The sequence below is a fragment of the Henriciella sp. AS95 genome (assembly GCF_038900055.1).
GTDB lineage: Bacteria > Pseudomonadota > Alphaproteobacteria > Caulobacterales > Hyphomonadaceae > Henriciella.
In genome coordinates this window covers 3,671,900-3,692,912 of sequence record NZ_JBBMQM010000001.1, presented here as the reverse complement: position 1 = coordinate 3,692,912, position 21,013 = coordinate 3,671,900, and the positions used below count along the sequence as shown (strand labels likewise).

Here is a 21,013-nt window from a genome sequence, read left to right as displayed (position 1 = left end):
CGGATGTAGCCCCGCCCTTGCATAGAGGCGCGGGGCCCCCCAATTTCACGTCTGAATGCCAAACAGCGGGAACTTCAGACCACTGCCATGAGCAAAATTTGTTATTACGAGCAATTGGGCGTCGCGAAAGACGCAGACGGCAAGACGCTGAAAAGCGCCTATCGCAAACTCGCCCTTAAATACCACCCCGACCAGAACCCGGGCGATGAAGAGGCCGAAGCCAAGTTCAAGGAAGTCGGCGAGGCGTATGCCATCCTGTCCGACCCTGAAAAGCGCGCGGCCTATGACCGGTTTGGCCATGCGGCCTTTGAAGGCGGCGCAGGCGGCCCTGGCGGCGGCAATCCGTTCGGCAATATGGATCCGGGCGACATCTTCGAGAACATTTTCAGCCAGGTCTTTGGCGGCGGTGGCGGCTTTGGCGGTGGACGCCGTCGCAATGGCCCTGCGCGCGGAAATGACCTTCGCTATGACCTCGAGATCAGCCTCGAAGATGCGTTCACCGGCAAGGATACTGAAATCAGCCTGCCGGCAGCGGTCGAATGTGAGGCCTGTGACGGCTCTGGAGCAGAGCCCGGCACAAGCCCTGAAACCTGTCCCACCTGTTCAGGCGCTGGCCGCGTGCGCGCCACTCAGGGCTTCTTCACGATGGAGCGCACCTGCGCGCGCTGCTCTGGCCGCGGCAAGGTCATCTCCAAACCCTGCAAGACCTGCCATGGCGCCGGTCAGGTCCGCGAAGACCGCAAGCTGCAGGTGAAAATCCCGGCCGGTGTCGAAAGTGGCATGCGCATCCGCCTCTCCGGTGAAGGCGAACCCGGCCTGCATGGCGGCCCCAAGGGCGACCTCTATATCTTCGTCGATGTCGCCGAGCATGATATTTTTGAACGCGACGGCCCGAACCTCTATTGCCCCGCACCCGTCCCAATGGTGACCGCAGCGCTTGGCGGCGAGATCGAAATCCCGACCATAGACGGCGGCCGCGCCAAGGTGACCGTGCCTGAAGGCGCTCAGACGGGCCGCAAGCTCCGCCTGCGCGGCAAAGGCATGCCGAGCCTTCGCGGTTCAGGCCAGGGCGGTGACCTGTTTGTCGAGATGATCGTCGAAACCCCGCGCAACCTTTCTGCCCGCCAGAAAGAGCTGCTTCAGGAATTCTGCGAGCTCTCCTGCGCCGACTGCAACCCGGAAAGCGAAGGCTTCCTCGGCCGCGTCAAGAAGTTCTGGGACGGCGTCACCGGCGAAGACCAGCAGCGCCCGAACTAGGCGACAGCGCCCGCAATCTCCGCACACACTGTCTTCAGCCGCTCGATATCCTGCGGGCGTGACAGCCTGTGATCGCCATCCTTGATCAGCGTGAAGACGAGATCACTCGTCGTCATTGTCTCGACAAGCCGCTCGGCATGTTTCCACGGCACATCCGGGTCTTCCATGCCCTGCAGGATGCGGACAGGCCCTTCAAATTCGATCGGCCCATCCAGCAGCGACCAGGTCTTGCCGTCTTCGATCAGCGCCCTGGTGATCGGGTAGGGCTCACCATAGTCTGACGGCCGCAAATGCAGGCCGTTCTCCATAATTTCGGCCTGAGCCTCGGCAGAAAACTCCGGCCACATCAGCTTCTCGGTGAAATCGGGCGCGGGCGCGATCAGGACGAGGCCTTTCACCCGCTCGGGCATGGCCAGCGCAGACAGCAACGCCATCCAGCCGCCCATGCTGGAGCCGACTAGCACCAGATCGCCGCTGGTATGCTCTGCAATCGCGGCCAGCGCATCCTCGCGCCATGAACTGATCGTTCCATCCTCGAATTTGCCACCGGACTCGCCATGGCCCGAATAGTCGAAGGCCAGAAAGCCGTGTCCGCTCGATTTTGCCCAGGTTTCGAGTTCAATGACTTTTGTGCCTTGCATGTCGGACTTGAACCCTGACAGCCAGACGAAGGTCAGCCCGGATGGGCCGTCAGACTTGCGATAGGCGAGGCGCCGACCATCCGGGCCAGCAAACTGAAGTGTGCTCATGATGCAATGGCCTCCAACGCTCTGCATGTGAAGTCAAGCAGCAGGCTTTGCCTTTGCGTCGGATAGGCTTACAGCCAACCCAGCGGCGGGGAGGCCGAATAAGCTGGAGTCCACCAGTGGCTGTTGCGTTGAAGTATAAAGAGATAGCGCGCATGAGTGCGATCAAGCTGCCCGATATGAGCGGCAAAACCATCCTCCAGGTCATACCCGACCTCCATGCCGGCGGCGCCGAGCGAACCACGATCGAAGTCGCTGAAGCGATCATCGAAGCCGGGGGCCGCGCGATCGTCGTCAGCGAGGGGGGACGCCTCGTACCGCAGCTGGAGCGTCTTGGCGGGCTGAATATCGAGCTCAATGTCAGCTCGAAGAACCCGCTGACCGTGAAGCTGAACGCCGGCAAACTCGCCCGTCTGATCACGGCCCAGTCCATTGATCTCATCCATGCCCGCTCCCGAGCCCCGGCCTGGAGTGCCTATTGGGCCGCCAGGCAGGCTGGCATTCCCTTCGTCACCACCTATCACGGCGCCTATTCCGGCGTGTCCGGCATGAAGCGCAAATACAATTCCATCATGGCGCGCGGCGACCTCGTTATCGCCAATTCCGAATGGACCGCCGCCCATGTCCGCAGCGTCCATGAAACGCCGCGCGAGAAGATGGTGACCATTCCGCGTGGGGTCGATTTCGAGGAATTCGATGCCGGCGCCGTCAGCGATGAGCGCAAGCAGGCCATCCGTGAGCAATGGGAAATTGGCGCGGACGAAAAACGCCTGATCCTGTTGCTGCCAGGCCGCCTCACAGAGTGGAAAGGCCAGAAGGTCGCCATTGATGCCATGAAGAGCCTGTCAGGCGCCGAGCGGGTCAAGCTGCTTCTCGTGCTGGCTGGCGATGCTCAGGGCCGGTCCTCCTATGTCGACGCGCTGGAAGACCGGATCATCGCGGCCGAACTGGGTGGCTCAGTGAAGATTGTCGGCCATTGCGAAGATATGGCCGCCGCCTATGCCGTCAGCGATATCGTTCTTGCCCCCTCCACGCGGCCCGAAGCGTTCGGCCGCGTCGCCGCTGAAGCATCCGCCATGGGCAAGCCGGTTATTGTTGCCGACCATGGCGGGCAGAAGGAAATCGTCATTGAGGGTACGACCGGTTCACGGGCAGAACCCGGCAACGCCGCCGATCTGGCAGCCTCGATCCGGGCGATCCTGCAGCTGGGCCCGCAGGGCAGGGCCGGCATGGGGGAAGCGGGCCGTCAGCACGTGCAGGAACGGTTTTCCAAACGGGGGCTTCAAGCCGCCACACTTGACGTCTATAAGCGCCTGTCGGAGACGCACGAGGTCAAATAGGTTTGGGATCGACCAAGAACCCCGGCGCGGACGCAAAGCGCGTCCTCGTCATAAAGCTTAGCGCGCTGGGAGATTTCGTCCTGGCGCTTGGCGCTATGCGTGCCATACGCGGTCATCACCCGAAGGCCGTGATGACGCTGTTGACGACGCCGCCCTTTGCCGAACTCGCCAAGGCAACCGGCTTCTTCCAGCACATCGAGACAGATGGGCGACCCAAGGGCGTGAAAGCGACGCGCGATCTGCTGAAGCGTATGAAGAACGCCAAGTACGATGTCGTCTATGACCTGCAGACCTCCGGGCGGACCGGCAATTACTTCAAGGCGCTGAGCCTCGGTTTCTCGAAAGGTCCACTCTGGTCAGGCAATGTCGAAGGGGCTTCCTATTATCACGATACGCCCCATCGCGGTGACTTGCATTCCATCGACCGGCTAGGCGAGCAGCTGGAAATTGCCGGTCTCGGCAAAAGCGACTCCAAAGACGGCTGGCCGCCCATGCCGGACATGAGCTTTGTGCAGCGATCGCAAGGCAACAAGCCGTCGCTCACGCCGCAATATTTTGGCATCAATGGTCCATACGCGCTGCTTATTCCAGGCGCATCAGAGCACAGGAGCGCCAAGCGCTGGCCGGTGGAGAATTATGGCGGGCTTGCCAAACACATTGCCGATGCGGGGGTCACCCCGGTCATTCTGGGCGGCAAATCGGAGTCTGAACTGGCTGTCGAAATCAACCGAATCGAGCCGCGCTGCCGCAATATCGTGACCCGGACCAACCTGTTTCAGATTGTGGCACTTGCAGAAAATGCACGATTCGCGGTTGGCAATGACACCGGGCCGATGCATATGGCGGCACTTTCCGGATGTCCGGGCGTTGCACTTTTTGCCACAAGTGAGAGCGACCCGGCCAAGGCCGCACCTCGCGGCAGCCAGATCATTATTTGCGAAGCTGAAACCCTCGATCAGCTCAGCGTTCGCGATGTCTGGCAGGCTGTCAGGATGCTGGACCGTATTCCAGCATCCGCAGAAGACAGCCAATCTTGAAAATTGTGCCGAAAATCGGCATATAGAAGCGTCATTTAGGCTAACAAAGGAGAAGAGCCATAGCACGTAGACCTCATGCGGCCCCGCCGTCCAAAAGAGACACAGGACCGCGCGTTAACAGGGATATCCGGGCAGACAAGGTGCTGCTCATCGATGAGAGTGGTGAAAAACAAGGTGTGATGCCGCTGTCGGCCGCGCTTGATGCTGCCCAGGAAGCAGGCCTCGATCTTGTCGAAGTTTCACCCAACCAGGAGACCCCGGTCTGCAAGATTGTCGACTATGGCAAGCTTCGCTACGAAGAGCAGAAGAAGAAAGCGGCTGCCAAGAAAAAGCAGAAGTCCGCTGAGCTCAAAGAAATCAAGATGCGCCCGAACATCGACACCCATGACTATGAGGTGAAGACCCGTTCGATGACGCGCTTCTTCGAAGAGGGCGACAAGGTGAAAGTCACGCTCCGCTTCCGCGGCCGCGAAATGGCTCACCAGCATCTCGGCATGGAATTGCTCCAGCGCGTCAAGGAAGAGTTTGACGAGGTCGCCAAGGTCGAACTCGAGCCAAAGCTCGAAGGCCGCCAGATGACCATGGTGATGGCACCTCGTTAAGGTCTCGCGACCTTACGAGCGTCGTATGTCTGGTGAAAGCCTCACCATTCGGCACGACCTCTTGGTACGATCACATGCGCAGTCCGCACAGATCGATAGCAGCAGCCATAAAGGCCTGCATCTGCTGTTGCTGTGCGGGCGTCATGCTCGCTGCCGTTTCGCGAGCCTCGCGCATCTCTTCGCTGTCGTCGTCCGGGGCGTGGGTGCCCATGGTGACGAACATGTCAAACACCTCCGGGTCGAGGCGTTGATTTGCGGCGCTGGCCATACAGTTGCACATCTTCCGTGTGCCCATCTGGTCCATGAAGCAGGCCTCGGCGAGCGTTTCTGTTTTTGTCAGGGGCTCGCTGCAGGCCGCTAAGAGAAGACTGGCGAGCAGGACGGGGCGCAAGTAAAAACGCATGGGTAAAACCTCCCGATTAGCGAAGCGATTTAGAGCAGCATTCGCAGGCCTGTTGAAGAGGCGTGTTTCGGTGCGCCAATGATAGGCCTGTTTACGGCATCCTGACTCACTTCGCGGTCTTGATTTCACCCCGCCTTTCCGTCATAAGCGCCAACTTCCGAGCACTACGGGCCGAAAACGGCATGCCTGCAGGCTCATGAACGACAAGACAGCGGGTCCTTTGAGGCCCCTACAGGAGATCGAAATGCCGAAGATGAAGACCAAGAAGGCCGCTGCGAAGCGGTTCAAGTTCACGGCGACTGGCAAGATCAAGCACGGCGTCGCTGGCAAGCGTCACCGCCTGATCAGCCACAATGCGAAATACATCCGCCAGAACCGCGGCACCAAGCCGGTTGCCAAGGCAGATGAAGCCCGCGTCAAGAAGTATCTGCCCTACGGCCTTTAAGCGCCAGGCATTTTCAAGAACTCGAACCGAACACGACTAGCAGGAGGCTTTCATGCCCCGTTCACGTAACAAAGTGCCGGCACACGCCCGCCACAAGAAGATCATCAAGGCCGCCAAAGGCTATTATGGCCGCCGCAAGAATACGTTCCGCACGGCCCACGCCGCTGTCTGGAAAGCCGGTCAGTATGCCTATATCGGCCGCAAGCAGAAGAAACGCACCTTCCGTTCGCTCTGGATCCAGCGCATCAACGCCGCTGTCCGCGAGATTGACGAAAACCTGACCTATTCGCGCTTCATCGACGGCCTCAACAAGGCTGGCATTGAGGTGGACCGCAAGGTGATGGCTGACCTCGCCGTGCGCGAACCGGAAGCTTTTGGTGCCCTGGTGGAGAAGGCCAAGGGCGCACTGGCGTAAGCCAAGACAGTTTCGCTTTTAGCATTTCTCCGCTAATTCCGACCGCAATGCGGGGCGGAAGAGCCCCGTATGGACTAACCCAACGGGGCTTTTTCATATGTCCGACATTGAAACGATCGAGAAAGAGGCGCTTGGCGCTGTCGCTGCTGCAGGCGATCTTGCAGCGCTTGACGCCGTACGCGTCGCCGAACTCGGCAAGAAGGGCCGCATCTCCGGCCTGATGAAGACCCTGGGCGGCATGAGCCCTGAGGAACGCCAGACCATGGGCCCCGCGCTCAACGGCCTCAGAAACCGCGTCCAGCAGGCCGTCGAGGCGCGCAAGGCAGAGCTTGAAGAAGCCGAGCTGGAGAAAAAACTCCAGACCGAGCGCATCGACATGACGCTGCCGCCGCGCGTTGCGCCATCGGGCCGCCTTCACCCGGTCATGCAGGTCTTTGAGGAAGTCGCCTCCATCTTCGGCGACATGGGCTTCACCGTCGCTGAAGGCCCGGACATCGAGGATGACTGGCACAATTTCACCGCGCTGAACTTCCCTGAAGGCCACCCCGCGCGCGAGACCCACGACACCTTCTTCTTCCATCCGCAACAGGGCGCGGCACCGAAAGTCCTGCGCACCCATACCAGCCCCGTGCAGGTGCGCGTGATGGAAAGCACCAAGCCGCCGATCCGCATCCTCGTGCCTGGCCGCGTCTACCGCAATGACTGGGACGCGACCCACACGCCAATGTTCCATCAGGTCGAAGGCCTGGTGATCGAGAAGAATATCCATATGGGCCACCTCAAGGGCTGCCTGATCGACTTCGTGCGCGAATTCTTCGAGGTCGCCGATGTCGAGGCCCGATTCCGCCCACACTTCTTCCCGTTCACCGAGCCATCGGCCGAGATGGACGTGAAATACACCAAGGTCGGCGAAAGCATCGAGATCGGCGCCGGCGACAGCTGGATGGAGATCCTCGGCTCCGGCATGGTTCATCCGAACGTGCTGGAAAATTGCGGCATCGATCCGACCGAGTATCAGGGCTTTGCCTTCGGCATGGGTATCGACCGTCTCGCCATGCTGAAATACGGCATGCCGGACCTTCGCCCATACTTCGAAGCCGATGCCGGCTGGACCCGTCACTATGGCTTCCGGCCATGGCTGTCGCCCAGCGTCTCCGGCGGCCTGAGTTAGGGAGCCAGAGAGATGGGAAACGGCAACAAAGCTGAGATGTTGATTGCGGTCTGCGCGGTGCTCACCAGCGCGATCGCGGTCTTCATTGCCTGGGACCAGGGCCGCGTCATGCGCGCCCAGCAGCATGGTGCGGTCTTTCCGGTCGTCCAGATCGAAGGCTTTGTTTCCGCGACCGCAGAGACGTCTTCAATGGGCATCAGGCTCACCAATAGCGGCGTCGGGCCGGCATTGATCGAGCGGGTCGACATGCTCAAGGACGGAGAGCCGGTTGAAACGCTTGCGCCATATGCGGCGGCGTTCCCACCCGGCTATCAGCAATCCTGGTCAAGCCTTATCGGACGAGCCGTTGCGCCAGGCGATACCATCACCCCGCTGCGTGTCGACTGGCCGCGTGGGGAAGTGACGCTTGAGCAGCGCAATGTCGCCGCCGCAGCCTGGAGCGAGCTGGATGTCGAGATCTGCTACTGCTCTGTCTTCAACCGGTGCTGGACGGCCCGCGGGCTTGGTATGGGCGTCAGCATGAGCCGTGCTGAACCGGTCAAACGCTGCGAACGAAGCAACAAAGATATCTTTGAGGACCTCGCAAACGATGTGCGCGCGCCTCAAACCGAACCGACCCCTGAAGTGGAATAGACGATGAAATTCACTCTTTCATGGCTGCAGGATTACCTCGCCACCAAGGCGCCGCTGGAAGACATTCTGGCCGTGATGCTGAAGGCGGGCCTTGAGGTCGAACACGTTGAAGACCCGGCAGAGAAGCTCGCCGACTTCACCATCGCCAAGGTGAAATCCGCTGAGCCGCACCCGGATGCAGACCGCCTGCGCGTCTGCACGGTCGACACCAAGGACGGCGAGAAGCAGATCGTCTGCGGCGCCCCGAACGCCCGCGCCGGCATGACGGCGATCTACGCCCCGCTCGGCACCTGGATTCCCGGCCTTGAGTTCGCGCTCGACAAGAAACCGCGCAAGATCCGCGGCATCGAAAGCCATGGCATGCTGTGCTCGACCAAGGAGCTGGAAGCCGGCGAAGACAGTGACGGCATTGCCGATCTCGACGGCGACTGGAAAGTCGGCACACCGGCGGCAGAAGCGCTGGGCCTGACCGATCCCGTCATCGATTTCGAAGTCACCCCGAACCGGCCTGACTGGCTCGGCGTGCAGGGCATCGCGCGGGACCTCGCCGCCGCTGGCGGTGGCCGCTTCGTGGAGCACCCGATCAAGAAGGTCGACGGCTCATATCCGTGCCCGGTCGACATTCAGCTCGACGCCCCTGAGGCCTGCCCGGTTTTCGCTGGCGCGCTCGTGCGCGGGGTGAAGAATGGACCGTCACCCGACTGGCTGCAGGATCGTCTGAAGGCGGTCGGCATCACGCCGAAATCCCTGCTCGTCGACATCACCAATTACATCTCATTCGACCGCGCCCGCCCGCTTCACGTCTATGACGCGAAAAAGCTGAAAGGCGCTGTCGTTGCGCGTCTTGGCAAAGTTGGCGAAACGCTCGAAGCGCTCGACGGCAAGACCTATGACATCACCGAGGACATGTGCGTCATCGCCGACGATAGCGGGGCCATCGGCCTTGGCGGCGTGATGGGTGGCCAGTCCACCGGGGTAACGGCAGAGACCACGGACGTCTTCATCGAGAGCGCCTGGTTCGACCCGCTCCGCACGGCTCGTACAGGCCGCACAACCGGGATCATCTCAGACGCGCGCTACCGTTTCGAGCGCGGCGTTGACCCGGCAAGCTGCACCGACGGGCTCAATTTCGCCCTCGCGCTGATCCGCGAATATGGTGGCGGCGAAATTTCGACCGCGACCATTGCCGGCACGCCGCCGGTCGGCCAGAAGCGTATTTCCTTCGACCGCCGCGACATTGCCCGCCTCACCGGCCTCGACGTCAAACCGGCTGAGATGAAGCGCATGATCAAGGAGCTTGGTTTCGGCCTCGAGGATGCCGGTGAAGCCTGGTATCTCACCGTGCCGACCTGGCGTTTCGACATCGAACAGTCAGCTGACATCGTCGAGGAAATTGCCCGCCTTGTCGGCTATGACGCCCTTCCCACCACGTCACTTCCGGTGCCGGAAGGCGGCCGCAAGGTCGTTGTCACACCGACGCAGGCCCGTCTGCGCACAGCGCGCCGTGTCATGGCGTCTCGCGGCTTCCTTGAGGCCGTGACCTGGTCCTTCATGCTGAAAGAGCATGCCGTCCTGTTTGGCGGCGGCAGCGATGCGCTGACCATTGCCAACCCGGTCGCCAGTGAGCTGAACCAGATGCGCCCGAGCATTCTCGGCAATCTCGCCGTCGCGGCCCAGAAGGGCTTCGACCGCGGCGAGCGCGAAATGCGCCTGTTTGAGGCTGGCCCGGTCTATCTCGGCGACGGTCCCAAGGATCAGCGCAATGTTGTCACTGCCATCGTCCGCCCGGTGGCCGAGCGCCATTGGAGCGGCGCCGTTGCGCCTTATGATGCGCTTGCCGCCAAGGCTGACCTGTTCGCCCTGCTCGCAGAGCTCGATCAGCCGCCCGAGCGTTTCCAGGTCGACGCGCCCCGCCAGAGCCATTGGCATCCGGGGCAGGCGGCCTGTCTGAAGCTTGGCCCGAAAGTCACCGTTGCCCATTTCGGCGCGCTCCATCCGCGCGTGCTGAAAGCGCTCGACGTTGATGGCCCGGTCTACGGGTTCGAGGTCAATCTCAACGCCCTTCCGATGATGAAAGCGCGCGCCACCAAGACGAAATCGGTGCTTCAGCGTTCGGACCTGACGCCGATCCGCCGTGACTTCGCCTTCGTCGTCGATGATGGTGTGCCGGCCGGCGATCTCGTTCGCCATGCAGGCTCTGCCGACAAGAAGCTCATCTCCGGCGTCAGCGTGTTCGACGTCTATCAGGGCACGGGTATCGAGCCCGGCAAGAAATCCGTCGCCATCGAGGTCACCATCCAGCCTGAGGGCGAAACGCTCACCGACAAGGATATTGACGCGATTGCAGACAAGATCGTCGCGTCCGTCTCCAAAGGCACGGGCGGTGTGTTGCGAGGCTAGTGTCTGCGCGATAAGGCTATCAGCGCCAGAGGAGGAGGGGCGCGATGGTGGTTCAGCAGGTGATGACGCAAATGGGGCTTCGCCATAAGCTCTATATGCAGATGGAGCCGAATGCGCGCGACAAGCACGGCTTGTCGGCATTCAATACATTCATCGTTGTGCTCGTCCTGCTCAGCTTTCTCGCGCTCGCGCTCGAAACCGAATCGACCATGAGCGAAGGCTGGATGCGGGCGATCGCGATCTTCAATGTCATCATCATCATCGTCTTCGCGATCGAATATATCATGCGGCTCTGGGCAGCCGGCGAGAATCCTGAATACCGGGGATTTGTGGGCCGGCTGAAATATATCGTCACGCCTTATGCGGTCGCAGACCTGATCGCCTTCCTGCCGGAACTGCTCTGGATCCTGTTTGCTCCGGAAGACTCCAGCCAGCAGATCGTCATGGCCCTGCGCGTTCTGCGTCTTGCCCGCCTCGTCAAGATTGCCCGCTTCGTTCCAGCCTTCGATGTGCTCGGTGCGACGGTGCGCCGGTCGGGAACACAGCTTCTGACGACGCTCGCCATGGCATTGGCGCTGGTCTACGTCTCGGCGGTCGCGCTCTACTTCATTGAGGGCGTCGGCGGGGAAAAGCAGGAGAGCTTTGCGTCCATCCCGCGGGCCATCTGGTGGGCGATCGCGACGCTGACCACGGTCGGCTATGGCGATGTCTATCCGGTGACCCCGCTTGGCCGGTTCTTTGCCTCGGTCATTGCGATTGCCGGCATCGGTGTTGTCGCGCTTCCGGCCGGTGTGTTCGCCAGCGCGTTCTCCGATGAGCTACGTGAGCGCGAGAATGCCAAGCTTGAGCGGCGCAATCAGGAGCTCGAAGCCGAAGTCGAAGAATATGAAGCGATGGAAGAGTCCGCGCCTGAGAACCAGGCCTGATTCTTAGTCCGGCGCGTCCATCACCATGACGATCTGCGCATAGCTGCGCGCCAGACGCCCCATATTCTCGACGCTGAGGCGCTCATTCGTGCCGTGAAAACCGGCCAGGTCGGCAGGCCCCACCACAGACGGCGCGAACCGATAGACGTCTTTGGTGATGTCGCTCGCATAGCGGGCATCGGTTGCGCCAATGACCAGGGCAGGGGTCGCAGGTGCGCCATCGCTGATCTCGCTCGCGACCGCCGCCAGCACGCCATAGGCCCGGTTCTCGGTTGAGCTGACAGGCGATGGCTCGCTTGAAATCCCGTCTCCACCCACTTCGATCTCGATGCCCTCAATGTCAGACGTCACGTCGCGCACATGCTCGAGCACGTCTTCGACCGTATTGTTCGGATGAATACGGAAGTTGACCATGGCCGTGGCGCGCTGCGCCAGCACATTTTCCTTGGCTGAGCCGATGAGCATGGTCGGCGCGGTGGTTGTGCGGATCATCGCATTGCCCTGCGGACTGGCGGCAAAACCACCCTCGACCAGGCCGCCCAGCAGCCACTGATTGGCAATGGCCATCCGGTTCACGAAACCCATTTCCTGTGAGACGACCTTGATCATGTCGGATGTCGGCGCCTTGGAGAGGTCGGCCTCCATCTGGTTGTCATCGAGCGCGACAAGCGCACGCGACAGCCGCACCGTCGCGCTGTCTTTTGGCGGCGCCGATGAGTGCCCGCCCTCGGCCAGCGCCGTCAGGCGAACCGTCACATAGCCCTTCTCTGCGACACCGATGAGGCCCAGCGTGCCGCCCGTCACGGGGTTGTCCTCAACGACCATGAAGCCTTCATCAAGGGCCATGATCGGCGTGATCCCGCGCGATTTCAGCAATGCGATCCCGGCCTTGGCGCCAGAGCCTGAGACTTCCTCATCATGGCCGAGCTGCAGCAGGATCGTGCGGCGCGGCGCAAAGCCATCTTCGGCCAGTGCGTCGAGCGCTTCCATCAGGGCGACGAGCGAACCCTTATCGTCCATCGCGCCGCGGCCATAGACGTAACCGTCAACGATTTCGCCCGCGAAAGGCGCGCCCGTCCAGTCACCCTCAGTCCCGATATTCACCGGCACGACATCCTGGTGTGCCATCAGCAGGATCGGGTCGAGCGACGCGTCGGAGCCTTCCCACGTATAGAGTAGCGTATAGCCGCCGGGCACGGTCTCCTTGGTGGCAGCCGCATGAAACGCGGGATAGGTCTCTTCCAGCCAGGCCTGCAGCTCCAGCCATGGGCCTTCCTGTCCGGGACGCGGATCGCCGCTGCTTAGCGTAATGGTGCGGAACTGGATGGCGCGCGACAGGTTTTGGGCCGCTTCTTCTGCAGAGATCGCCGGCGGTTCAGGCAAATCGACCTGCTGAACATTCGCCGGTGCGCCGCCAAAGGTGAAGGTGCGCACAAGCAGGACGATGACGAGAATGGCAAACAGGGCGCCGAGCCCAATCAAAACCTGTTTCAAACCGGACCTCCCAGAAACAGTTCAGGCGGCCACATTGGGCCGCCTGAAACAAGAGAGCAAGTCTGCCGGTGCGTTAGGCCTGTCCGGACACCGCCAGCACGTCTTCAACCGTGCGAAGGCCGGGCTTCGGCGAGGTGACGAGCACGGCCATATTGCCGGGAAGGTGCTTGTTATCGAGCATCTTCTCGTGCGCGGCCGGGATATCTTCCCAGGAGAAGACTTCCGACATGCACGGATCAATCCGGCGGTCGATGACGAGCTGGTTTGCCGCTGATGCCTGAGCGAGGTTGGCAAAGTGGGACCCCTGAACCCGCTTCTGGCGCATCCAGAGGAAGCGCGCATCCATGGTCAGGTTAAAGCCTGTCGTGCCGGCGCAGATCACGACCATGCCGCCGCGCTTCACGACGAAGACAGACACTGGAAACGTGCTTTCGCCCGGGTGTTCAAAGACGATGTCGACGTCTTTCTTGCCGGTGATTTCCCAGATGGCCTTACCGAATTTCCGGCTTTCGCGCATATAGTTGGTGAATTCCGGCCCGTTCACGGTCGGCAGTTGCCCCCAGCAATCGAAATCTTTCCGGTTGATGACGCCTTTGGCGCCCATCGAGTAGACGAAATCAAACTTGTCGGGATCAGACACCACGCCGAGCGCGTGCGCCCCGGTCACCGCGCAAAGCTGGACACCGAACGAGCCAAGCCCGCCGGATGCGCCCCAGACGAGGACGTTATTGCCCGGCTTCACAATGTGTGGGCGATGGCCGAACAGCATGCGGTAAGCGGTGGCGAGCGTCAGCGTATAGCAGGCGCTTTCTTCCCAGGTCAGATGCTTTGGACGCGGCATGCACTGGCGCGCCTGCACGCGGCAGAACTGCGCGAAGGAGCCATCCGGCGTCTCATAGCCCCAGATGCGCTGGGACGGCGAGAACATCGGGTCGCCGCCATTACATTCCTCATCGTCGCCATCATCCTGGTTACAGTGGATGACAACCTCGTCGCCCGGCTTCACGCGGGTGACCTTGCGGCCAACCGCCCAGACGATGCCGGAGGCGTCGGAGCCTGCAATGTGGAAGTCTGCCTTGTGGACGTCGAACGGCGAGATTGGCTCACCAAGCCCGGCCCAGATGCCATTATAGTTGACGCCAGCGGCCATCACGAGCACCAGAACCTCATCGGAATCGATTTCCGGAACAGGGACCTGTTCGATCTGCATCGCAGTGGATGGGCGCCCATGACGTTCGCGCCGGATCGCCCAGGCGTACATCAGTTTCGGGACGTGGAACTCCGGCGGAATCTCGCCGAGTTCGTAAATATCTTTCTTTTCACGAGCAATTGTCGCGGTAGTCATGCTCAAGGGCCTCCGATTTTCATGTATGTGCGCAAGATTATTTCTCCTGCTTCACATTCCTCCTGAATGGCTAGACACTGATCAAATCCTTGCCGCAAAGGCAAGTGGAAATTGTGCGCCGCAACATAGTTAAAGAGGAATATCGCCATGGGGCCGGCTAAATGGGTTTATCTGAACGGCGAGTTCTGTCCCGCGTCCGAAGCAATGGTTTCGCCTTTCGACAGGGGATTCCTGTTTGCGCACGCCGCCTATGAAGTCACAGCTGTGTTTAATCGCACGCTCATCGATTTTTCCGGCCATGTGGCGCGCCTGCAACGCACGCTGGATGGAATTGACGTGCCGGTCGCCTGGTCTGCCGGTGAGCTTGAAGCCATCCATGAGGCGCTGATCGACCGAAATGCGCTTGTTGAGGGCTTTGTCTACCTGCATGTCTCGGCAGGGGCCTATGGCGCCCGCGACTTTGCCGGTCCGGAAACGTTGCAGCCTTCGCTTTTCCTGTTCTGTGAAGCCCGCCAGCTGATCGGCGAAAAGGCGCGCGATGGCGTCAAATCCACCCTGGTCGAGGACCAGCGCTGGAAGCGGCGCGATTACAAGACCACACAGCTCCTCTCGCAGGCGCTTGCCTATCGCCAGGCGGCAAAGCTCGGCCGTTTCTCGGCCATCCTGCATGAAGACGGCTTCGTCACAGAGGCGGCCTCGGCCAATCTCTGGGTCGTGCTGCCCGGAGATCGGCTCGTGACACGCAATCTGGGGCACCAGATCCTGCCCGGCGTCACGCGCCAGTCAGTCCTCGACAAACTCGAAGCGGGCGGCCTTGCCGTCGAACAGCGCGCCGTCACCGTGGAAGAGCTGTCAGGCGCAAGCGAGGTCTTCACCACCTCTGCCACCGGCCTTGTCCTGCCCATTATCGACATTGATGGCACGCCGGTCGGGACAGGCCGTCCGGGCCCTGTGACGCGGCGGGTGCAGTCGCTCTACTACAAGGCCATGGGCGCCGACATTGCTGCCCGCGCCCCCTGGCTGATCGAAGCGACGGCGCGCTAGGCTTTAGTCAGCCGCGCAGGTCAGTGGCGGTATAATATAGTCTTCAAGCAGGTCGTCGGTCTGCTGGTGCATGCCGCGCGTATTGTAAGCCTGCCGGGTCAGGACGACGACGGCGTCGAGTGACTTGAGCGACAGGACGCGATTGCCGCCATTGCCGGACATGAACCAGGCATCCACCGGTCCGCACGATGTCTCATGCTCTTGCTGCCAGATCAGATAGCCATAGCCCTTGCCGTCAGATCTGCGGCGGTGGACGGTCATCATCTCATCGACCCACTCGGCCGGCAGAACCTGCTCGCCTTTCCAGACGCCGCCATCGGTCAGCAGCTTGCCGAGTTTGGCAAGATCGCGCGCCGTCAGCTCCAGCCCGCCGCCCGTCTGAACCTCGCCGCCGGGCGAGTAAAACCACTCATAGTCTTCGATGTTCAGCGGCTCGAAAATCTTCTGCCGAACATACTCATCCACCTTCACGCCAGATGCGGCTTCGATCGCCTGGCCCACCAGGAACGACCCCACGGTGCAATAGCGCCAGGGCCCAAGCCCGCTTTCGTCTCGTGACCAGCCGGGGGAAGACGGCAGGCTGAGCGCCCAGGGCAGCCAGACCTCCTGCTCGTGCATATAGTTCTCGTTTCCGGGCGTATCCTCACTGTCATTGCAATGCAGCGCCGACGACATCGTCATCAGGTCGCGCAGTGTCATCTCGTGGGTCAGCGCATCGCCTGCGCCTTCAGGGGCTTTATCTTCCAGAAGCGGCCACACCTTGTCGTCCACCGATTTGAAATACCCGTCCTCGATCGCCGCGCCGACCGCCATGGCGACGACCGTCTTGGTTGCCGAACGCGTATTATTAAGCAGGTCGGGTGCGCCGTCCCCCGGATACATCTCCAGCAGGACATCGTCGCTCTGCATGACGAGAATGCTCGTCGTCTGCGGGGCGATGACCGGCTTCACGGCCTCGCTAATCGCTTCGGTCAATTCGGCGTCATAGACAGCTTCGCCAGTCGTTCTGGCCGCTATCTGGCTGCAGGCTGGAAACGACATTGAAGCCGCCAGCGCAGCGGCGCAGGCGAATGGAAACAGGCGGGTCATATACTCTATCCTTTAGTGGGGGTGGGGCGTGATCTCAGCCAGTCCCGAAGCGGGTCGAGGCATGAGGTGAGGTTGGCGTGCAGGGCAGCGCAGGCGGCGTCGAGATCGCCCGCCTCCAGCGCCGCCATGATGGCTGCATGCTCATCGGCGGCTTCTGTCGTGTGGGCCTGCTCGCGCAGATAGGCGAACTCGAACCGGCGCGTGCGCACCATTTGCTGGCGGATCATCGTCAACAGGACGGGGTTTCCACAGTCCTTGATCAGCTCGATGTGAAAGGCGTCATCCACATCAATCCGCCCGGTCGTTGTCGGCGCGGCGAGGAAATCGCGGTTCAGCGCCTTCAGTGTGTCTATCGTTTCTGCGCCGGGCAGGCCCTGCAGCTTCAGCGCGGCCACATCGAGGATCGGTCGGATGCCATATTCGGCCTCAAACCCTTCGAGCGTCAGCGGCGGCACGTAATAGCCGTGCCGGGCCCTGAACGTCAGCAGGCCTTCGGACACAAGCCGGTTGAGCGCCTCGCGCAGGGGCGTGCGGCTGACGCCCAAAGTCTCTGAAAGATGCACCTCATTGACCCGCTCGCCATCCGGCAGCTCGCCTTCGAGAATGGCATTGCGCACATTGTCGATTGCCGCGCCGGACAGCGTTGTGGGGGTCAGCCTACTCATATTGTATACTGTATACAATTATCTTGAGCGATCAATGGACCACTCTGGATTTCCTGAATTCTGCAAGATGGGTTGGAGGATTACAGAGGCGCGCCCGTCTCAGACCCGGCGGCTAGATCAGCGGTTCGCTGTGTCCGCGCCGTGCCGTGACCGTATTGCGGATCTTGATGCTGAGAATGATGGCAGCCAGCACCACGGTGATCGCATTGGCAACCGTGATCGGCAGGCTCTGTATCATGAGGCCGTAGACCAGCCAGCACGTGATGCCCGCAGTGAACATGGCATACATGATGAGAGAGAGGCCCTCAGTATTCCGCGTGCGCAGCACCAGGATCGCCTGCGGCAGGAAGGAGGCCGTTGTCAGAAAGGCGGCAACGCTGCCGATATAGTCTGCCATGGAGTGTCTCCTCGCTCAGCGCGCCTTTTACGGGAGGTTCGTCGGGCCGTCATCTGCGAATTGACGCAAACATCTTCCAATCTGCATGCGTCAGAGCGCGCCGTCCGGCTAATCTTGCCCTTCGGTCAAGTTCGGTCCATGTTGCAGCGCAATATCGGAGGAAATAATGACAAATAAAGCGTTTCAACATGATCGCGACCGACCCTGGATCTTTCGCACCTATGCGGGCCATTCCACGGCGGAAAAATCCAATGCGCTTTACCGGTCAAACCTGGCCCGCGGCCAGACCGGCCTCTCCATTGCCTTCGATCTGCCAACCCAGACCGCTTTTGACAGCGATCATATCCTGTCCAAGGGCGAGGTCGGCAAGGTCGGCGTGCCGGTCAGCCATCTCGGCGATATGCGCAAGCTTTTCGATGGCCTGCCGCTGGATGAGATGAACACCTCCATGACGATCAACGCGCCGGCCGCCTGGCTGCTCGCGCTCTATGTCGCGCTCGCCGACGAGCGCGGCGATGACCGCGCCAAGCTTCGCGGCACGACACAGAACGATATCATCAAGGAGTATCTCTCGCGCGGTACCTATGTCTTTCCGCCAGAGCCAAGCATGCGCCTCATCTCGGACATGGTGAGCTGGTGCTATACCGAGGTTCCAAAATGGAACCCGCTTAATGTCTGTTCCTATCACCTTCAGGAAGCCGGTGCGACGCCGCAGCAGGAGCTGGCTTATGCGCTCGCAACGGCCTGCGCCGTGCTCGATGCGGTGAAAGCAGGCGGACAAGTTCCGGAAAAGGACTTTGAAATCGTGTTCGGCCGCATCTCCTTCTTCGTGAATGCCGGCGTCCGTTTCGTAACGGAACTTTGTAAGATGCGCGCCTTCGTCGACCTCTGGGAAGAGATTGGCCGTGAGCGCTATGGTGTCACTGATCCCAAGGCGCTGCGCTTCCGCTATGGCGTGCAGGTCAACTCGCTCGGCCTGACAGAGCAGCAGCCGGAAAACAATGTCTACCGTATCCTCATAGAGGCGCTCGCCGTCACGCTTTCCAAGCGCGCCCGCTGCCGCGCCCTGCAGCTGCCAGCCTGGAACGAAGCGCTCGGCCTGCCGCGCCCCTGGGACCAGCAATGGTCGCTCCGCCTGCAGCAGATCCTCGCCTTCGAAACAGACCTCCTCGAATTCGAAGACCTCTTCGACGGCTCCCACGTCGTTGATGGCAAAACCGAAGAATTGAAAGCCGGCGCCCGAGCCGAGCTTGCGAAGATTGACGAGATGGGCGGGGCCGTGGAGGCCGTGTCCTATATGAAGGAAAGCCTGGTCGGGGCGCATGTCGACCGCATTCGCGCCATCGAGAGCGGCGACCTGACCGTCGTTGCCGTCAACAAATACGTCGAGACCGCTGAAAGTCCGCTCAGCGCTGGCGAAAAGACGATCGAAACCGTTGATCCGATGATGGAGGCCGAACAGGTCCGCAACCTCAATGAATGGCGCAAACAGCGCGACAATGGCGCGGCCGAAGCCGCGCTCGCAGCCCTCAAAGCCGCTGCCCAGTCCGGTGAGAATATCATGGAGCCCTCCATCGCCGCCGCCAAGGCTGGCGTGACCACGGGCGAATGGGGCGGGGCGCTGCGAGACGTCTTCGGCGAATATCGCGGACCAACCGGCGTCGCGGTCGTTGTCGAAACCGGCGGCGATGAAGACATCGAAGCCACCCGCAAGCGCGTCGACAAGGTCTCCGAGGACCTCGGCCGGCGCCTCACCTATGTCCTCGGCAAGCCCGGCCTCGACGGTCACTCAAACGGCGCCGAACAGATTGCCAGCCGCGCCCGCGCCTGCGGCATGGATGTCATCTATGAGGGTATCCGTTTCACGCCATCAGAGATCGTCGCGCAGGCAAAAGAGGCCGACGCACATGTCATCGGCCTCTCAATTCTGTCAGGCAGCCATCTTGATCTTGTTCGCGACACAATCGCCGAAATGCGCAAGGCGGGGCTTGAGAACACGCCGCTTGTCGTCGGCGGTATCATCCCGCCCGAAGATGAGCGCGCCCTCAAACAGATGGGCATCCGCCGCGTCTACACCCCAAAGGATTTCAAGATCACAGACATCATGAGTGATGTGGTTGACGTTGTCGAAGAAGCGTGGCTCGAGAAGGTCTAAACCGGCACGTTCGCCCGTAGCATATTGTAGTAGTCACGCACCTTGCGGACATAGCGCACCGGCTCATGGCCGCGCGCATAACCGTGCTTCACGCTCTTATAGTATTCCGGCTTGCTGAGCAGGGGCAGAACGGTGCGAAGATCGTCCCAGCTATTCTTGTCGAGGCCTTTGCGCTCGGCAATGCGGCGCGCATCATAGATGTGGCCCATGCCGACATTATAGGCTGCCAGGGCAAACCAGAGACGGTCTTCGCCCTGTACGGCGTCCGGGACGCGCTCATACAGCCGCTGCAAATACCGCGCGCCGCCTTCCACGCTTTGAGCCGGATCGGTGCGATCCTTGACGCCAAGCTCCTTGGCTGTGGGCAAGGTCAGCATCATCAGACCGCGCACGCCCGTGCCGCTGACGGCGTCAGGGTCCCAATGGCTTTCCTGATAGGCCTGGGCGGCCAGCAGGTGCCAGTCAAATTCGGTGGTGGCTGCGGCGGCCTGGAAATAATTCTTGAACTCCGGCAGCCGGTCCTCGACGCGCTCGACAAAGCGTAGCACCTCGACATAGTCGAACTCATCCAGATGGCCGAACCAGTGTTCGTCCAGCTCTTCCAGATAGCCATTCGTGTGCTGCTGCGCGAACCAGCCTTTCAGGGCTGTATCCATGCCGCCAATCTTCTGATTGTAGATCCAGCCGAGGGGGCGGTCATCGCTCACCGTCATCGGGATGATGAGGTCGGGATAGAGCCGGCGCGCATATTCGGCGAGGTGAGAGTCGGAAATGGTGCAATCGACGCGCCGCATGGCGACCGCGCTCAGCATCGGCATGGCAGACCCGGCCCGCCGCGTCGCCCAGTTGAGCCCGGCATGGTCCGCTTTGAGCGCCTGCAGGGTTTCCACATAGGAAGAGCCCGCCAGCACGGTCAGCTTGACGTCGCTCAGCGCTTCCAGGCTGGTCGGCGCAGGGCCTTTCTGATGGCAAACCACGGCTTCTTCGACATTCTTGTAGGCGGGGCCGAATTTGACGCGGGCTGAGCGCGCTTCGGTCATGGTCAGACCGGCGGCGCCAATATGGCCGCGTCCATCCTCGATCGCCTGGATCAGATCCTCGACATTATCCATGACGACATAGCGAGGTTTGACGCCGATACTGTCGGCGAATTCCTGCACGATATCGATTTCATAGCCTTCTTCTACCTCAGCGGACCTGCGATACGTGGTCGGACTTTCGAGGGTCAACACGACCAGTTCTCCACCCTCACGGATGGAGTCAATTGTCGTTGAATCTGTAACGATCGCTGCATCTTCGGAGGGCTGACACTGTGTCAGGACGAGCCCTGAAAGGATGGTCGCGCCGGCTACAAGGCCAATGCGAGCTTTGTTTTTCATACCTAAACAATGGGTAGGAATGGCAAATGTTCAATTAACAGGCGAATTTCTGCCGAACGCTGAAATATCG

Annotated in this window: 20 protein-coding genes; 12 read left to right on the top strand and 8 right to left on the bottom strand. The window is 61.1% G+C overall.

Annotation, left to right across the window (positions count from 1 at the left end; translation table 11 throughout):
• Positions 1 to 87: 87 nt before the first annotated feature.
• Entirely contained in the window at positions 88 to 1,257 is a 1,170-nt protein-coding gene (gene dnaJ, locus WNY37_RS17875; protein ID WP_342974763.1) for a molecular chaperone DnaJ, read from the top strand.
• Here dnaJ and WNY37_RS17870 read toward each other — a convergent pair.
• Positions 1,254 to 2,006, bottom strand: a complete 753-nt coding sequence (locus WNY37_RS17870; protein ID WP_342974762.1) for an alpha/beta hydrolase — start codon at positions 2,004 to 2,006, stop codon at positions 1,254 to 1,256. The genes dnaJ and WNY37_RS17870 overlap by 4 nt on opposite strands.
• A gap of 152 nt (positions 2,007 to 2,158) precedes the next feature.
• On the opposite strand from WNY37_RS17870, the gene WNY37_RS17865 reads away from it, so the two are divergent.
• From WNY37_RS17865 to infC, 3 genes are read left to right on the top strand one after another with little or no spacing between them, the layout of a single operon-like run.
• Complete coding sequence (locus WNY37_RS17865) at positions 2,159 to 3,343, top strand: glycosyltransferase family 4 protein (protein WP_342974761.1); 1,185 nt, start codon at positions 2,159 to 2,161, stop codon at positions 3,341 to 3,343.
• A gap of 2 nt (positions 3,344 to 3,345) precedes the next feature.
• A complete protein-coding gene (locus WNY37_RS17860; RefSeq protein WP_342974760.1) occupies positions 3,346 to 4,380 on the top strand; it encodes a glycosyltransferase family 9 protein in 1,035 nt (344 codons plus the stop codon).
• Positions 4,381 to 4,439: 59 nt separating this feature from the next.
• Positions 4,440 to 4,982: a translation initiation factor IF-3 gene (infC, locus tag WNY37_RS17855; protein ID WP_342974914.1), complete on the top strand. Its 543-nt coding sequence runs from the start codon at positions 4,440 to 4,442 to the stop codon at positions 4,980 to 4,982.
• Between the two features lie 70 nt (positions 4,983 to 5,052).
• On the opposite strand, the gene WNY37_RS17850 is transcribed toward infC, so the two are convergent.
• Positions 5,053 to 5,385, bottom strand: coding sequence for a hypothetical protein (locus WNY37_RS17850; protein ID WP_342974759.1), 333 nt, complete (start codon positions 5,383 to 5,385; stop codon positions 5,053 to 5,055).
• Positions 5,386 to 5,629: 244 nt separating this feature from the next.
• On the opposite strand from WNY37_RS17850, the gene rpmI reads away from it, so the two are divergent.
• From rpmI to WNY37_RS17820, 6 genes are all read left to right on the top strand, one after another.
• A complete protein-coding gene (gene rpmI / locus WNY37_RS17845) occupies positions 5,630 to 5,830 on the top strand; it encodes a 50S ribosomal protein L35 (RefSeq protein ID WP_342974758.1) in 201 nt (66 codons plus the stop codon).
• A 52-nt stretch (positions 5,831 to 5,882) separates the two neighbouring features.
• Entirely contained in the window at positions 5,883 to 6,245 is a 363-nt protein-coding gene (gene rplT / locus WNY37_RS17840) for a 50S ribosomal protein L20 (protein WP_342974757.1), read from the top strand.
• Positions 6,246 to 6,342: 97 nt separating this feature from the next.
• The gene (pheS, locus tag WNY37_RS17835) at positions 6,343 to 7,416 is read left to right on the top strand and encodes a phenylalanine--tRNA ligase subunit alpha (RefSeq protein ID WP_342974756.1); all 1,074 of its coding nucleotides are present in this window, start codon (positions 6,343 to 6,345) and stop codon (positions 7,414 to 7,416) included.
• Positions 7,417 to 7,428: 12 nt separating this feature from the next.
• Entirely contained in the window at positions 7,429 to 8,049 is a 621-nt protein-coding gene (locus WNY37_RS17830; protein ID WP_342974755.1) for a hypothetical protein, read from the top strand.
• 3 nt (positions 8,050 to 8,052) lie between these two features.
• Complete coding sequence (pheT, locus tag WNY37_RS17825; protein ID WP_342974754.1) at positions 8,053 to 10,449, top strand: phenylalanine--tRNA ligase subunit beta; 2,397 nt, start codon at positions 8,053 to 8,055, stop codon at positions 10,447 to 10,449.
• 44 nt (positions 10,450 to 10,493) lie between these two features.
• Positions 10,494 to 11,375 (top strand): ion transporter, encoded by an 882-nt coding sequence (locus tag WNY37_RS17820; protein ID WP_342974753.1) that lies wholly within the window; start codon positions 10,494 to 10,496, stop codon positions 11,373 to 11,375.
• 3 nt (positions 11,376 to 11,378) lie between these two features.
• Here WNY37_RS17820 and WNY37_RS17815 read toward each other — a convergent pair whose 3' ends face one another.
• Positions 11,379 to 12,869: a M20 family peptidase gene (locus WNY37_RS17815; protein ID WP_342974752.1), complete on the bottom strand. Its 1,491-nt coding sequence runs from the start codon at positions 12,867 to 12,869 to the stop codon at positions 11,379 to 11,381.
• Between the two features lie 73 nt (positions 12,870 to 12,942).
• Positions 12,943 to 14,214, bottom strand: coding sequence for a crotonyl-CoA carboxylase/reductase (gene ccrA, locus WNY37_RS17810; RefSeq protein WP_342974751.1), 1,272 nt, complete (start codon positions 14,212 to 14,214; stop codon positions 12,943 to 12,945).
• Positions 14,215 to 14,361: 147 nt separating this feature from the next.
• Between ccrA and WNY37_RS17805 the strand changes: the two genes are divergently transcribed.
• Positions 14,362 to 15,258 carry an aminotransferase class IV gene (locus tag WNY37_RS17805; protein ID WP_342974750.1) on the top strand — a complete coding sequence of 299 codons (897 nt, stop codon included), beginning with the start codon at positions 14,362 to 14,364 and terminating at the stop codon, positions 15,256 to 15,258.
• 3 nt (positions 15,259 to 15,261) lie between these two features.
• Here the strand turns inward: WNY37_RS17805 and WNY37_RS17800 are convergent, their stop codons facing one another.
• The 3 genes from WNY37_RS17800 to WNY37_RS17790 form a co-directional block, all read right to left on the bottom strand.
• Entirely contained in the window at positions 15,262 to 16,347 is a 1,086-nt protein-coding gene (locus WNY37_RS17800) for a serine hydrolase (protein ID WP_342974749.1), read from the bottom strand.
• A gap of 5 nt (positions 16,348 to 16,352) precedes the next feature.
• Complete coding sequence (locus WNY37_RS17795) at positions 16,353 to 17,012, bottom strand: GntR family transcriptional regulator (protein ID WP_342974748.1); 660 nt, start codon at positions 17,010 to 17,012, stop codon at positions 16,353 to 16,355.
• Between the two features lie 112 nt (positions 17,013 to 17,124).
• Positions 17,125 to 17,409 carry a SemiSWEET transporter gene (locus WNY37_RS17790; protein WP_342974747.1) on the bottom strand — a complete coding sequence of 95 codons (285 nt, stop codon included), beginning with the start codon at positions 17,407 to 17,409 and terminating at the stop codon, positions 17,125 to 17,127.
• 166 nt (positions 17,410 to 17,575) lie between these two features.
• Here WNY37_RS17790 and WNY37_RS17785 point away from each other — a divergent pair, with 166 nt between their 5' ends.
• Positions 17,576 to 19,564, top strand: a complete 1,989-nt coding sequence (locus WNY37_RS17785) for a protein meaA (RefSeq protein ID WP_342974746.1) — start codon at positions 17,576 to 17,578, stop codon at positions 19,562 to 19,564.
• Here the strand turns inward: WNY37_RS17785 and mltF are convergent.
• Positions 19,561 to 20,943 carry a membrane-bound lytic murein transglycosylase MltF gene (gene mltF, locus WNY37_RS17780; protein ID WP_342974745.1) on the bottom strand — a complete coding sequence of 461 codons (1,383 nt, stop codon included), beginning with the start codon at positions 20,941 to 20,943 and terminating at the stop codon, positions 19,561 to 19,563. The genes WNY37_RS17785 and mltF overlap by 4 nt on opposite strands.
• Positions 20,944 to 21,013: the final 70 nt, after the last annotated feature.

Excerpts from the sequence above, each read along its gene's own strand:
- WNY37_RS17865 (WP_342974761.1), top strand. The coding sequence starts at position 2,159 with ATGAGTGCGATCAAGCTGCCCGATATGAGCGGCAAAACCATCCTCCAG.
- rplT (WP_342974757.1), top strand. The coding sequence starts at position 5,883 with ATGCCCCGTTCACGTAACAAAGTGCCGGCACACGCCCGCCACAAGAAG.
- mltF (WP_342974745.1), bottom strand. The coding sequence starts at position 20,943 with ATGAAAAACAAAGCTCGCATTGGCCTTGTAGCCGGCGCGACCATCCTT.
- ccrA (WP_342974751.1), bottom strand. The coding sequence starts at position 14,214 with ATGACTACCGCGACAATTGCTCGTGAAAAGAAAGATATTTACGAACTC.
- rpmI (WP_342974758.1), top strand. The coding sequence starts at position 5,630 with ATGCCGAAGATGAAGACCAAGAAGGCCGCTGCGAAGCGGTTCAAGTTC.
- pheT (WP_342974754.1), top strand. The coding sequence starts at position 8,053 with ATGAAATTCACTCTTTCATGGCTGCAGGATTACCTCGCCACCAAGGCG.
- WNY37_RS17830 (WP_342974755.1), top strand. The coding sequence starts at position 7,429 with ATGGGAAACGGCAACAAAGCTGAGATGTTGATTGCGGTCTGCGCGGTG.
- WNY37_RS17785 (WP_342974746.1), top strand. The coding sequence starts at position 17,576 with ATGACAAATAAAGCGTTTCAACATGATCGCGACCGACCCTGGATCTTT.
- WNY37_RS17800 (WP_342974749.1), bottom strand. The coding sequence starts at position 16,347 with ATGACCCGCCTGTTTCCATTCGCCTGCGCCGCTGCGCTGGCGGCTTCA.
- WNY37_RS17795 (WP_342974748.1), bottom strand. The coding sequence starts at position 17,012 with ATGAGTAGGCTGACCCCCACAACGCTGTCCGGCGCGGCAATCGACAAT.
- WNY37_RS17790 (WP_342974747.1), bottom strand. The coding sequence starts at position 17,409 with ATGGCAGACTATATCGGCAGCGTTGCCGCCTTTCTGACAACGGCCTCC.
- WNY37_RS17850 (WP_342974759.1), bottom strand. The coding sequence starts at position 5,385 with ATGCGTTTTTACTTGCGCCCCGTCCTGCTCGCCAGTCTTCTCTTAGCG.
- WNY37_RS17820 (WP_342974753.1), top strand. The coding sequence starts at position 10,494 with ATGGTGGTTCAGCAGGTGATGACGCAAATGGGGCTTCGCCATAAGCTC.
- WNY37_RS17805 (WP_342974750.1), top strand. The coding sequence starts at position 14,362 with ATGGGGCCGGCTAAATGGGTTTATCTGAACGGCGAGTTCTGTCCCGCG.
- pheS (WP_342974756.1), top strand. The coding sequence starts at position 6,343 with ATGTCCGACATTGAAACGATCGAGAAAGAGGCGCTTGGCGCTGTCGCT.
- dnaJ (WP_342974763.1), top strand. The coding sequence starts at position 88 with ATGAGCAAAATTTGTTATTACGAGCAATTGGGCGTCGCGAAAGACGCA.
- WNY37_RS17870 (WP_342974762.1), bottom strand. The coding sequence starts at position 2,006 with ATGAGCACACTTCAGTTTGCTGGCCCGGATGGTCGGCGCCTCGCCTAT.